Source organism: Arthrobacter sp. TJ-270, assembly GCF_058269075.1.
In genome coordinates, this window is record NZ_JBZCNB010000002.1 from 416,729 (window position 1) to 429,532 (window position 12,804).

General features: G+C 64.4%; 14 protein-coding genes. 8 read left to right on the top strand and 6 right to left on the bottom strand.

Annotation, left to right across the window (positions count from 1 at the left end):
• The first annotated feature begins 282 nt into the window (after positions 1–282).
• From rpsB to AC4D2M_RS06635, 6 genes are all read left to right on the top strand, one after another.
• On the top strand, positions 283–1,221 hold the full coding sequence (rpsB, locus tag AC4D2M_RS06610; protein WP_490890808.1) for a 30S ribosomal protein S2: 939 nt from the start codon (positions 283–285) through the stop codon (positions 1,219–1,221).
• A 118-nt stretch (positions 1,222–1,339) separates the two neighbouring features.
• Positions 1,340–2,176: a translation elongation factor Ts gene (gene tsf, locus AC4D2M_RS06615; protein WP_490890809.1), complete on the top strand. Its 837-nt coding sequence runs from the start codon at positions 1,340–1,342 to the stop codon at positions 2,174–2,176.
• A gap of 252 nt (positions 2,177–2,428) precedes the next feature.
• On the top strand, positions 2,429–3,166 hold the full coding sequence (pyrH, locus tag AC4D2M_RS06620) for a UMP kinase (RefSeq protein WP_490890810.1): 738 nt from the start codon (positions 2,429–2,431) through the stop codon (positions 3,164–3,166).
• Between the two features lie 107 nt (positions 3,167–3,273).
• On the top strand, positions 3,274–3,831 hold the full coding sequence (gene frr, locus AC4D2M_RS06625; RefSeq protein WP_490890811.1) for a ribosome recycling factor: 558 nt from the start codon (positions 3,274–3,276) through the stop codon (positions 3,829–3,831).
• The gene (locus AC4D2M_RS06630) at positions 3,831–4,829 is read left to right on the top strand and encodes a phosphatidate cytidylyltransferase (RefSeq protein ID WP_490890812.1); all 999 of its coding nucleotides are present in this window, start codon (positions 3,831–3,833) and stop codon (positions 4,827–4,829) included. The genes frr and AC4D2M_RS06630 overlap by 1 nt, the downstream gene beginning before the upstream one ends.
• A gap of 66 nt (positions 4,830–4,895) precedes the next feature.
• Positions 4,896–5,474, top strand: coding sequence for a DivIVA domain-containing protein (locus tag AC4D2M_RS06635; RefSeq protein WP_490890813.1), 579 nt, complete (start codon positions 4,896–4,898; stop codon positions 5,472–5,474).
• Positions 5,475–5,495: 21 nt separating this feature from the next.
• On the opposite strand, the gene AC4D2M_RS06640 is transcribed toward AC4D2M_RS06635, so the two are convergent.
• The 4 genes from AC4D2M_RS06640 to AC4D2M_RS06655 form a co-directional block, all read right to left on the bottom strand.
• Positions 5,496–6,956 (bottom strand): sodium/solute symporter, encoded by a 1,461-nt coding sequence (locus tag AC4D2M_RS06640; RefSeq protein ID WP_490890947.1) that lies wholly within the window; start codon positions 6,954–6,956, stop codon positions 5,496–5,498.
• Positions 6,957–6,967: 11 nt separating this feature from the next.
• A complete protein-coding gene (locus AC4D2M_RS06645) occupies positions 6,968–7,348 on the bottom strand; it encodes a DUF485 domain-containing protein (protein WP_490890814.1) in 381 nt (126 codons plus the stop codon).
• 4 nt (positions 7,349–7,352) lie between these two features.
• On the bottom strand, positions 7,353–8,072 hold the full coding sequence (locus AC4D2M_RS06650; protein ID WP_490890815.1) for a LytR/AlgR family response regulator transcription factor: 720 nt from the start codon (positions 8,070–8,072) through the stop codon (positions 7,353–7,355).
• 72 nt (positions 8,073–8,144) lie between these two features.
• Positions 8,145–9,338 (bottom strand): sensor histidine kinase, encoded by a 1,194-nt coding sequence (locus AC4D2M_RS06655; protein WP_490890816.1) that lies wholly within the window; start codon positions 9,336–9,338, stop codon positions 8,145–8,147.
• A 217-nt stretch (positions 9,339–9,555) separates the two neighbouring features.
• On the opposite strand from AC4D2M_RS06655, the gene AC4D2M_RS06660 reads away from it, so the two are divergent.
• Together AC4D2M_RS06660 and AC4D2M_RS06665 are read left to right on the top strand one after the other, a co-directional pair.
• Entirely contained in the window at positions 9,556–9,933 is a 378-nt protein-coding gene (locus tag AC4D2M_RS06660) for a DUF485 domain-containing protein (protein ID WP_490890817.1), read from the top strand.
• Positions 9,930–11,549, top strand: a complete 1,620-nt coding sequence (locus AC4D2M_RS06665; protein ID WP_490890818.1) for a solute symporter family protein — start codon at positions 9,930–9,932, stop codon at positions 11,547–11,549. Before AC4D2M_RS06660 ends, AC4D2M_RS06665 begins: the two co-directional genes overlap by 4 nt.
• Positions 11,550–11,636: 87 nt before the next feature.
• Here AC4D2M_RS06665 and AC4D2M_RS06670 read toward each other — a convergent pair whose 3' ends face one another.
• Together AC4D2M_RS06670 and AC4D2M_RS06675 are read right to left on the bottom strand one after the other, a co-directional pair.
• Positions 11,637–12,284: a hypothetical protein gene (locus AC4D2M_RS06670; RefSeq protein ID WP_490890819.1), complete on the bottom strand. Its 648-nt coding sequence runs from the start codon at positions 12,282–12,284 to the stop codon at positions 11,637–11,639.
• A 16-nt stretch (positions 12,285–12,300) separates the two neighbouring features.
• The gene (locus AC4D2M_RS06675; RefSeq protein WP_490890820.1) at positions 12,301–12,720 is read right to left on the bottom strand and encodes a DUF4383 domain-containing protein; all 420 of its coding nucleotides are present in this window, start codon (positions 12,718–12,720) and stop codon (positions 12,301–12,303) included.
• Positions 12,721–12,804: the final 84 nt, after the last annotated feature.

Genomic DNA, 12,804 nt, shown 5'->3' on the forward strand with positions numbered 1-12,804 from the left:
GTGAAGCAGTTCTCCGTATGCTGTCGTGCCATAAAGTTTCTCATTGGTGTGCCGCGCGTCGGGAACTGACTACGCGTGTCCTGATTCGCGGGCAGCCCATCGTTGAGCTTTCAGCAGTGAGCGCAGGTCCCGGGAACACTGCCCCAGCGGTCCGGAGAAATCCGGTATGGAGGAGTGAGCCACCCGGCTGACGGACGCCAGGACCCCGCGTCGTCCGCGGGATAATAACCGTCAAACCGGCAGAACACAGCAATGCCTGTGCTGCCCTACGAAAGGAACGACATGCCAGTCGTTACCATGCGCCAGCTGCTCGACAGCGGCGTTCACTTCGGCCACCAGACCCGTCGCTGGAACCCGAAGATGAAGCGCTTCATCTTCACGGAGCGCAACGGAATCTACATCATTGACCTGCAGCAGTCGCTGTCCTACATCGACCGCGCCTACGAGTTCATCAAGGCAACGGTCGCGCACGGCGGAACAGTTCTGTTTGTCGGCACCAAGAAGCAGGCCCAGGAAGCGATTGCCGAGCAGGCAACCCGCGTTGGACAGCCCTACGTCAACCAGCGCTGGCTGGGAGGCATGCTCACCAACTTCCAGACCGTTTCCAAGCGCATCCAGCGCATGAAGGAACTTGAGGAAATCAACTTCGAAGATGTCGCCGGTTCCGGCCACACCAAGAAGGAACTCCTCCTGCTGCAGCGCGAGCTGACCAAGCTGCAGAACAACCTGGGCGGTATCCGCAACCTCACGAAGGCTCCGTCCATCGTCTGGGTTGTCGACACCAAGAAGGAGCACCTCGCGATCGACGAGGCCAAGAAGCTCAACATCCCGGTTGTCGCTATCCTTGACACCAACTGCGATCCCGATGAGGTCGACTTCCCGATCCCGGGTAACGACGACGCCATCCGCGCCGTCAACCTGCTGACCCGCGTTGTTGCCGACGCCGTTGCCGAGGGCCTCATCGCCCGCAACAACCGCGCCTCCGGTAACGATGCCGCCGCAGCTGAAGAGCCGCTCGCTGAGTGGGAGCGTGAGCTGCTTGAGGGTAGCGCCGCGCCCGCTGAGGAAGCTCCCGCTGCCGAAGCCCCGGCCGCCGAAGCTCCTGCAGCCGAGGAAGCCCCCGCTGCCGAAGCCCCTGCAGCCGAGGAAGCCCCCGCTGCCGAAGCCCCGGATGCTGTTGAAGCTCCTGCCGAGGAAGCTGCAACCGGCGAGAGCAAGTAGTTTCAACGAAAGGGTGCGGGACGTCAAAGCCCGCACCCTTTCGCTTGTGCCGGAGCCTGGATCCGGAGAACTTTCACGCAAATTATCTTTGACGAGAAACCACATCTGAGGAGTTCAAATGGCAAACTACACTGCCGCTGACATCAAGGCTCTCCGCGAACGGACCGGCGCCGGAATGATGGACGTGAAGAAGGCTCTCGACGAGGCCAACGGCGATGCCGACAAGGCCATGGAGCTCATCCGCATCAAGGGCCTGAAGGGTGCTACCAAGCGTGAAGGCCGTTCGACTGCCGAGGGCCTCGTAGCCGCCAAGGTCGAGGGCAACGTCGGCGTCATGGTCGAGGTCAACTGCGAAACCGACTTCGTCGCCAAGGCCGGGCCGTTCATCGAGTTCGCCAACAAGGTGCTCGCTGCCGCCATCGAATCCGGTGCGTCCGACGTCGAGTCGCTGCTTGCCCACACGGTTGACGGCAAGGCCGTCTCGGAGCACGTCATCGAAGCCGGTGCACTGCTCGGCGAGAAGGTGGACATCCGCCGCGTGGCACGTGTCGAAGGTGAAATCGTTGACGCCTACCTGCACAAGACGTCCAAGGACCTCCCCGCACAGGTAGGCGTGCTCTTCGCCGTCGAAGGCAGCGGAGATGCGGCAGCTGAGGCTGCACACGACGTCGCCGTTCACATCGCGGCCTACTCACCGACCTACCTCACCCGTGAGGACGTTCCGGCAGAGTTGGTCGAGACCGAGCGCCGCATCGCTGACGAGACAGCGCGTGCAGAGGGCAAGCCCGAGGCCGCCCTGTCCAAGATCGTCGAGGGCCGCCTGACCGGCTTCTTCAAGGAGGGCGTACTGGTTGATCAGGCGTTCGCCAAGGACGCCAAGAAGTCCGTGGCGCAGGTGCTGAAGGAAGCAGGAGTGGAGCCTAAGGAGTTCGCTCGCTTCCGGGTGGGTGCCTAAACAGTTGTTGTTGGGCCCTCGCGGGTCCGTGTTTCTTTGAGATGATGGAGGGGTGGTCGCCACGGTGGCCGCCCCTCCGTCATGTCCGGTGACACATCCTGCACCGAACCTGCAAGACTGATCCCAATCCATTCATTCGAGATATGCCTGCCGAAGCGAAGACGCTTAGGCAGGCGAGTTCCACCTGATCTGCATTGAGCATTCAGCGCAGCAAGCAATTCAAACGCACGCACGACAGCCCCTGGAGGCATCATGGAGAAATACGATAAGGCTGACCAGAGCGGATCCCCTAGACGGCGCGTGCTGTTGAAGCTTTCCGGAGAAGTCTTCGGCGGCGGAAAGCTTGGAGTGGACCCCGAGATGGTGCGGGGGATCGCTAAACAGATTGCCGCGACCATCGGTGAGGTCGAAGTTGCCATTGTGGTCGGTGGCGGAAACTTCTTCCGCGGCGCCGAACTCTCCCAGAGCGGCATGGACCGTTCCCGTGCGGACTACATGGGCATGCTCGGCACCGTGATGAACTGCCTCGCGCTACAGGATTTCCTCGAACAGGCAGGTGTCGAGACCCGCGTGCAGAGCGCCATCACCATGGGGCAGGTAGCGGAAGCGTATATCCCGCGGCGCGCGATCCGGCACCTTGAGAAGGGCAGGGTCGTAATCTTCGGTGCAGGCGCCGGCCTGCCGTACTTCTCCACAGACACGGTCGCCGCCCAACGCGCTCTGGAAGTCCGCGCCGACGTCGTATTGATGGCCAAGAGTGGTGTGGACGGCGTCTACACCGCCGACCCGCGCAAGGACCCCAGCGCCCAGAAGCTGGACGCGCTGTCCTACGACGACGCGCTGAGGCAGGATATCCGGGTAATGGACCAGACGGCGATGACCATGTGCAAGGACAACAACCTCTCCATGGTGGTCTTTGGCATGGAGGGCGAGGGCAACGTCACCAGCGCGATCATGGGCGAGCGGATCGGCACGGTCGTCACCGCCTGACCGCCGCGCGCCCGTGGACGGTCCCAGCGTATCCCCGGCTGTGAACTAGGATTATCAACTGAATCGGACGCTGGAGAAGCAGCGGATTTCGAACCAAAGGAGAAATCGTGATCGAAGAGACTATGTCAGAGGCCACCGAGCGAATGGACAAGGCCGTCGAGGCTGCGAAGGAAGACTTCGCGACCGTCCGCACCGGCCGTGCCAACCCGTCCCTGTTCTCGAAGGTTGTCGTCAACTACTACGGTTCACCCACGCCTCTCCAGCAGCTGGCCTCCTTCCAGAACCCGGAAGCCCGCACGCTGCTCATCACGCCGTTTGACCGGTCCGCGCTCAGCGACATCGAAAAGGCACTGCGCGACTCCGATCTTGGAGCGAACCCGTCCAATGACGGAAACGTGATCCGCGTGGTCCTCCCCGAGCTGACCGAGGAACGGCGCAAGGAATACGTCAAGCTGGTGCGCGGCAAGGCCGAGGACGCCAAGATCCAGATCCGGAACATCCGCCGCAAGGCGAAGGACGGGATCGACAAGGCGGTCAAGGACGGCGACGCCGGCGAAGACGAGGGTGCCCGCGCCGAGAAGGACCTGGACGCACGGACGAAGTCCCACACCGACACCATCGACGACATGCTCAAGCGCAAGGAAACAGAGCTGCTCGAGGTCTGATGAGCGACCCCCAGCCTTCTACCGAGGCTGGCCGCACGCCTGCCGCTGACGCTGCGCACAAGGCGGCGGCCGGCTCACCGGACGCTGGCGTCCTGCCTAAAAGGCGTGCTCTGCGCGAGGCAGCGAAAACCCGCGGAGTCAGCCTGTTCAAGCGCCGTCCGGCGCGCGCCAAGTCCGGAGAAAACTCACGTGCGGGACGGAATCTCCCCGCGGCCATCGTCGTCGGAGTTGCGTTGCTGGTATCGCTGCTGGTGGGGATGCTGTTCCTGCCGCTCGCGTTCGTCGCGCTCACCACGATGATCGGCGTCGTCGGCGTCTGGGAAGTGGGCAGGGCGCTCGAGGTCCGGCAGATCAAGGTGCCCACAGTGCCCGCTGTGGCAGCCGGCGTCGCGCTTCCGTTCGCCGCCTACCTGGGTGGCCCTGAGGCGCTGGCCTTCGCGACGGTGGTATCCGTAACGGCACTGGCATTGTGGCGCAGCCTCGACCCTGCGCCCGATGCCGCGCGAAGCATCATGGCGGGAACCTTCGTTCTCCTGTGGGTGCCGTTCCTCCTCAGCTTTGCGATGCTGCTGCTTCAGGAGCCCTCGGGCGCGATAAAGGTCGCCACTCTGCTGTTGCTCGTGGTATCGAACGACACCTTCGGCTACCTGATAGGCGCATTCTTCGGTAAGCACGCCATGGCGCCGCGCATCAGCCCGAAGAAGTCCTGGGAGGGCTTCGGCGGGTCGATCGGGGGAGCGATGGTGGTCGGCGTCCTCGCGGTGGTGTTCCTGCTGGACCGGCCGTGGTGGGTGGGTATCTGCCTGGCGGTTGCCGTCGTCGCCGCAGCCACTGCCGGAGACCTCGCCGAGTCAATGATCAAGCGTGAACTCGGCGTCAAGGACATGAGCAGTCTCCTGCCCGGGCACGGGGGTGTGATGGACCGCCTCGATTCGATCGTTTTCGCCTCACCGGTTGCCTTCCTGCTGTCCGTTACATTGTTACCCGGAGCACTGTAAAACCGCACGACCGTGCGTCGTGACCGCGTCTGACCGCGTCGGAACTAGGAAAGAGAACGCACAACCATGGATGGAGCACGCAACGGCAGCTCGCCGTTTGCCCGTGTCGGCCGGCGCGAGTATGGCTACAACGCCAGGCAGGTCGACAAGTTCCTGACCCGCGCCCGTACCTTCTACAACTCCGACGGCGCTGACGGCGACCCGGTCACCAGCTCCGACGTCCGCACCATGGCTTTCGATCCTGCCCGTGGCGGGTATGAACCGCGGGCCGTTGACGCAGCGCTGGACCGGCTGGAGGATGTTTTCGCCCAGCGGGAGCGCAACGCCCTCATCGAGGCGAAGGGCGAACAGGCATGGCTCATGCAGATCGGACGCATCTCGGCTGTCCTTCGCGGCCGGCTGCACCGACCTCCGGGTGAGCGTTTCCGGCGTCCGTCGCGGAAGAATGCCACCAGCTACAACATCGAAGATGTGGATGCTCTCTGCAACGAACTGCTGGGCTATTTCGAGAACGACATGCCCCTCAGCGTCGATGTGGTCCGCCGGGCGGTTTTCCGGGAAGCCATCGGCCGGGACGGTTACGAGGAAACCCAGGTGGATGCCTTCCTCGACCGCGTGGTCGGGCTCATGGCAGCCATTGATTAATCAGGTCTCGCGTACCGGCGTTCAGGCAATCTCAGGCGTATGCAGCCGCGCGAGCACCCGCGACGTGTTCTTCGGCCTGCGCCGGGCGGTCAGGCGTGACACCACAATGGTGATCGCGAATGCCGCCGGAACCGTCCAGAGGGCGGGCAGCCGAAGCCACTGCGGCGCCTGATCGACGCCCAGGACGGCAGCCAGCAGGATTGAGCCGCCGCACAGGACTGCACCGGAGAGCATGCCCGCCATTGCGCCGGCGTCCGTGAGCCCGCGCCACCAGATGCCTAGCACCAGCAGCGGGCAAATGGTGGACGCCGTGAACGCGAACACCATGCTCACGCTGCCGGCCAGCGCGAGCGTGTCCGTCAGCAGGGCAAACCCCAGCGGAATGAGCGCCGAGACAACCGCCGCCCAGCGGAACCCCGACACACTCGCACGGAAAAAGTCCTGGCTCACCACGCCGGCGAGCGAGACGATCAGGCCGCTGGACGTCGAAAGGAATGCAGCGAACGCTCCGGCGGTGACGAAGGCCGAGAGCACGTCGCCGGTAGGGCCGTCGAAAATGCGGCTCGGCAGCAGCAGTACGGTGGCATCGGCTGCTCCCTGCACTGCCAGGTCGGGCGTGTGTATCCTGCCAAGCACCCCGTAGAGGGTGGGAAACAGGTAAAACACGGAGAGCAGCCCCAGCACAATGAGGGTGGTTCTGCGCGCCGATGCTCCGTCGGGATTGGTGTAGAAGCGCACGAGCACGTGCGGCAGGCCCAGGGTACCGAAGAGCAGCGCGATGACCAGGGAGAAGTTCTGGTACAGCGAGGCATCCGGCATGGCGTCGAGTCCGGAACTGAACACGGCGCCGTCGTTCGTCAGCGATTCTCCGGAGCCTGACAGTTGGATCAGGATGAAGACCACCGGAACGGCAAGTGCCGTCAGCTTAAGCCAGTACTGGAAAGCCTGAACGAAGGTAATGGAGCGCATCCCGCCGGTGATCACGCTCAGACACACAACGACGACGACGGCCACCGAGCCCACCCAGGACGGCAGGCCGGTGGTGATGCGCACCGTCAGCGCTGCACCGTGAAGCTGCGGGACGATGTAGAGCCAGCCGACCGCGATGACGAGGAGGCTGGTCACCCGGCGGACGTTGCGCGAGTCGAGGCGGGCCTCGGCGAAATCGGGGATGGTGTACGCGCCGGAGCGCCGCAGGGGAGCGGCCACGAACAGGAGCAGCATGAGGTATCCGGCGGTGTAGCCGATGGGGAACCAGAGGGCGTCCACACCCGAGAGCAGGATCAGCCCGGCCACGCCGAGGAAGCTGGCGGCGGAGAGGTATTCGCCGCCGATCGCAGAGGCGTTCCACCAGGGCCGCACGGTACGTGAGGCCACATAGAAGTCTCCGGTGGTGCGCGAGATCCGCAGCCCATAGATTCCGATCAGGACGGTGGACAGCGCGACGAGAACCAGCGACACATACCCGACAACCGGATTCAGTTCGGGGAACGTCACTGGTCGTCCACCAGGTCGCGGAAGCGCTGCTCGATGCGTCCGGCGCTTCGCACGTACAGAACGGCGCAGCCGATCACGAGCGGATAGATGCCCAGGCCGAGGACGAGCCAGGGGACGGGGACAGTTGCGATTGTCCACGTGTTGATCGCCGGGAAGACACTGAGCAGCACAGGGATGCCGGCGAGAATCACCAGGAAGCCGGACGCCACCACCGCGGCCAGCCTCAGCTGGGACCGGATGAGCGAGCGCACGAAGAGTTCCCCGACGTCGGACTGCTCAGCCATTTCCCGTGAGACGGGATAGGTTCCGGCCGGCCCCGTTGCAGATTGGGGTGCGGTGACACGGACCCGTGCCGGGCCGGGTTCAGGCTCTGACATGGTGTTACTGCCCGGGCCGCAGGCGCGTGGCTTCAAGCTTGCCGCGGATCTCGGACAGATGGCGCCGGCTCACCGGCAGTTCCGCGTCACCCACCAGCACGCTTGCCCTGCCCGTTCCGAGCTTGACCTGGGTCACCTGATCCATTGCCACCAGGTAGGAGCGGTGAGTACGCAGGAACCCGGCGTCAGCCCACTGCCGTTCGAGGTCATTCAGGGGAATCCGGATGAGGTAACTCGCCTCTGCGGTGTGGAGCCGTGCGTAGTCGCCCTGGGCCTGGACGTACCGGACCTCGTCGCGCCTGATCATCCTGCTGATGCCGCCCTGATCAACAGTGATGACCTCCGGGGTCGTGGCGCCGTCCTCCATCAGTTCGCAGATGCGGCGCACTGACTCGGTGAGCCTCTCGGTGCGGACCGGCTTCAGGAGATAGTCGACGGCGCGAAGTTCGAACGCCTCCAGCGCCCGGTCTTCATCTGCGGTGACGAAGACGACGGCGGGAGGCCGGCTGAAGCGCGAGATGACCCTTGCGATGTCCAGGCCGGACAGGGACGGCATGTGGATGTCGAGGAACAGCGCATCGATCGGGTGGCTCTGCAGGATCCTCAGGGCCTCGGCGCCGCTCGATGCCTGGTGGATGGTGTCGACCCGGGCGTCCTTGGACAGCAGGAAGCCCAGTTCTGCGAGTGCCGGAAGTTCATCGTCGACGATGACCACGTTGACCATGGTCCCAGATTACGCGGAAAGTTCAGCCGGCCACGTTCCTGTGCATGTGGTTGGGTATGGGTCCAGTGCGGATCAGGTCTGATGATCGGGCTGTGACTTGGGAATGCGCAGCGTGATCAGTGTGCCGGCGCCGGGCGCCGTGTCGATGATGAGGCCGTGGGCGTCGCCGTAAACCTGCCGCAACCTCGAATCGACGTTACGCAATCCGACATGGACGCCGTCCACATGCCCGGCAAGCACGGCGCGCAAGCGGTCGGGGTCCATGCCCACGCCGTCATCCTCAACTGTCACTTCGGCGTACGCGCCGGCGTCGTGTGCTGTGATGGTGATGTTGCCGGTTCCATCCTTAGAATCCAGGCCGTGCCTCACTGCGTTCTCCACCAGCGGCTGCAGGCTAAGGAAGGGGATGACGGTGCTGAGTACCTCCGGACCGATCTGCAGGCTGACCTTGAGCCGGTCCCCGAAACGCGCGCGTTCGAGGAGCAGGTAGCGGTCGATGGACCTGAGCTCCTCGGCCACGGTGGTGAAGTCACCGTGGCGGCGGAAGGAGTAGCGGGTGAAGTCGGCGAACTCCACCACGAGTTCGCGCGCCCGCTCCGGATCGGTGTTGATGAAGGAAGCGATCGCGTTCAGGGAGTTGTAGATGAAGTGCGGGCTGATCTGTGCGCGCAGTGCCCGAACCTCCGCTTCCATGAGCTGGGTGCGGGAGGAGTCCAGTTCGGCCAGCTCCACCTGGGTGGCCACCCACGCGCCGACCTCGTTGGTTGCCCGGACGAGCCCTGCGTTGACCGAGGACGCGAACGCGCCGACCGTTCCGACCACCCGCCCGTTCACGCGGATCGGCGCAACCACAGCCTCGGTCAGACCGTTCCTGTCTCCTGTCACATTTGCCAGCTTTGACTGCTTGAAGATCTGTGTGCGCCCGCTGGCCAGTACCTCCCGGGCAACGAGCATTACCTCCGGCGGCTCCGGCGCGGTCCCCTCCCACGCCAGGACGCCGTTGGCGTCCGTCACCAGCAGCGCCTGGCAACGCAGCAGGCCGCGCAGGTGCCTCGCGGCTTTCGAAGCACCGCTCGGCGTCAGGCCCGTTCGCAGGTGTTCCGATGCCAGGGCCGCCGTATGCAGTGTGGCGTAGGTGGCGCGATCGGCGTCGGAACCGAGATCACGGTAGGAGCGCGAGAACTTGAATCCCAGGACCGCCACTACCGCAAGGGTGATGGTAACGACGGCGGCCACAAGCGCGACGTCGACGGCAGGGCTGAGCATGGCTCAAGACTAACCGCGAACACCGGGACGAAATGCAACCGTTCGTCGCAACGGGGCACCGTTCACCGCACGTCGATGCCCGTTGAGCGACGTGCCCTCCCAAGGCCTTGGCACCCGCCCGCGGATTAATCCACAGTGATGGGAGTCACACTCCCGCGCCGTGTCCCGCCTTCCGCGGTGCCGAGCCCGCGTGGGAGCCCCTAACGAGGAGGTATCCATGGGTCCTGACCCATCCACGGGCGCACCGCCGTCCGCCCCGGTGGACTTCACGGAAGTCCAGCAGAGGCCGCAGTTCAAGGAACTCAGAAGGCGGCACCGCAGTTTTGTCTTTCCCATGGCCGCCGCGTTCCTGCTGTGGTACTTCCTGTACGTCCTGCTTGCGGACTACGCGCACGAATTCATGTCCACGCCCGTCTTCGGACACGTCAACATCGGACTGCTCCTCGGTCTCCTTCAGTTCGTTAGCACCTTTGCCATCACCATGTGGTACGTCAGCTACGCGAACAAGCGGCTCGACCCCATCGCGGAGGAACTGCGAAATGACCTCGAGGCCCAGGCTCCAGAGGTCTTCCAGGACGAGGGAGGCATCAAATGAGGCAGTTCCTGCCGTTGCAGACCGTAGAAACGACCACGGTCGGCGAGCCATGGCTCAACATCACCATCTTCGGACTCTTCGTTGCGATCACGTTGGTGATCGTGCTGCGCGCCAGCCGCAACAATAAGACCGCTGCCGACTACTACGCGGCAGGCCGGTCCTTCACCGGGCCGCAGAACGGGACGGCGATCGCAGGGGACTACCTGTCTGCTGCGTCCTTCCTCGGCATCGTCGGTGCCATCGCCATCAACGGCTACGACGGATTCCTGTACTCCATCGGGTTCCTGGTCGCCTGGCTGGTGGCGCTCCTGCTCGTAGCGGAGCTGCTGCGCAACACCGGCAAATTCACCATGGCGGATGTCCTGTCCTTCCGGTTGCAGCAGCGCCCGATCCGCATTGCCGCGGCCATCACCACCCTCGCCGTGTGCTTCTTCTACCTTCTGGCGCAGATGGCAGGCGCAGGCGGCCTGGTGTCGCTGCTCCTGGGCATCGACGACCGCCTGGGCCAGTCCCTGGTGATCACCGTGGTGGGCGCGCTCATGATCCTGTACGTGCTGATCGGCGGCATGAAGGGCACCACCTGGGTCCAGATCATCAAGGCCTGCCTGCTTATCGCCGGTGCCTTCGTGATGACGGTGTGGGTCCTGGCGCTTCACGGCTTCAATCTGTCAACCCTGCTCGGCGCGGCAATCGAAACCGCGGGCAACCCCGCGATCACCGGACCCGGCCTGCAGTACGGGGCAACCGGCACAACGCGCCTGGACTTCGTGTCGCTGGCCCTCGCGCTTGTCCTCGGAACGGCCGCCCTGCCGCACGTTCTCATGCGCTTCTACACCGTGCCTACCGCCAAGGAAGCCCGCCGATCGGTGGTGTGGGCCATCTGGCTCATCGGAGCGTTCTACCTGTTCACGCTGGTACTCGGCTATGGTGCCGGAGCATTGATCGGCGCAGACCGCATCAACGCTGCTCCCGGCGGCGTGAACTCGGCCGCGCCGTTGCTGGCCTTCGAACTCGGCGGACCGCTGCTGCTCGGAGTTATTTCGGCAGTCGCTTTCGCCACGATCCTCGCCGTGGTCGCCGGCCTCACCATCACCGCCGCAGCTTCGTTCGCCCATGACATCTACGCGAACGTTGTACGCCGGGGACAGGTTGATCCCGATGGCGAGGTGAAAGTGGCGCGGCGCACCGTCGTCGTCATCGGAGTCCTTTCCATCCTGGGCGGAATCGGTGCGCAGGGACAGAACGTCGCCTTCCTCGTTGCCCTGGCCTTCGCCGTGGCGGCAAGCGCCAATCTGCCGACAATCATCTACTCGCTGTTCTGGCAGAAGTTCAACACCCAGGGCGCGCTGTGGAGCATGTACGGCGGCCTGCTCACTGCGATCATCCTGATCGCATTCTCGCCGGTGGTCTCCGGCGGGGAAAAGTCAATGATCCAGACGGCGGACTTCTCCTGGTTCCCGCTCAGCAACCCGGGCATCGTCTCGATTCCGCTGGCGTTCTTCCTCGGCTGGCTCGGCACTGTGCTGGCCAAGCGTACGGAAGATGCGCAGAAGCAGGCTGAGATGGAGGTCCGGTCGCTGACCGGCGTAGGTGCCGAAAAGGCCACCAGCCACTAATCGGGGAAATATCGGAAGGGGCCGGAATCGTTTCGATTCCGGCCCCTTCTGTCGCCTCCGGCAGCTCTGCCCGGCAGGCCAGCGGTTCTAGTGGTCCGCGTGATCTGCCGGTTCGGGCAACGAGCCATGCTGGCCGTGAGGCACAGCGTGGTTGCCGGCCGTCGAGGCGGCGAGTCCCGGCGTCGTAATACCGGCTACCAGCACGGCTGAGAGGAAGAGCCCTCCGAGGAGCTTGCCGGGTGAGACCGGCGTCGAGGGGAGCGTCCGTCCGGCGCGACGGCGCAGGGCACCGTGGCAGCCGAGCTGCAGGAGAACGAGCGCCAGAGCCGATGCCAGGGTTAGATCAAAATCCCGGTTGCCGACCGGCGCCAGCAGTGTATTCCAGGCAAGGACTCCCAGTACGACGACGCCGGCAACAGGAAGAATCCCGGGTACGGACACCGCCAGCAGCCTGCTCGCACGGTTCCGGCCGGGCAGGCCGCGCAAGGCCAGAATTCCCCAGGCGGTCAGTACCACCGCCCAAAGGCCGACGACGCCTCCGAGGACATGGTTCATGACAGTTCCCGGAGCCAGGAGCGCATCAGCCGCGAGCGCGAAGAAGGTCAGGCCGGAGCCGAGGGCCGTGAAGCCGGACAACAGGCCGAGCAGTTCATCAGCGGACCCTTGCCCGGCATCGGCATCGGCACGACGAGGAAGAGCGGGACGGACCCGCCCTTCCAGCGCAGCACTGTTCATGGACGTGTCGCCCGGACTACGCGGTGTGGGCGTGGGCGCGTGAGGTGCGGACGCTCTTGTCCTGCGACAGGCCTACGCCCAGCAGGAGAACGGCGCTCGCAAGGTGCAGGACGTTGTCCGCACCGTTGAGGGCGATGATGTTCAGCGAGGTGCCCACAAGGAAGAGCCCGAGGATTCCGACCAGCAGGTAGACGGCTCCGACGGTGGTGTTGACGCCCTTGGCGGCGTTCACCGACTTGAGGCCGGCCATCAGCAGGGCGGCGCCGATCGCCAGGTGAATGATGTTGTGGAGGGGGTTGACCTCGAAGATGATCAGCGTGTTGCCCTCGGTCGCGAAGAAACCGACGCCGGCGGTCACGAAAAATCCGAGGATTCCGACAAGCAGGTAGACGACGCCGAAGACGGTTGCGAGAAGACGGTTGGGGGAGGAGCTCATGGTGATGCCTTTCCGTTTGGTGTGTGCTCCGGAATGGAGCTCTGCACACCATTCGCGTCTACAGGCGTTCCGGATGGTTCCGCC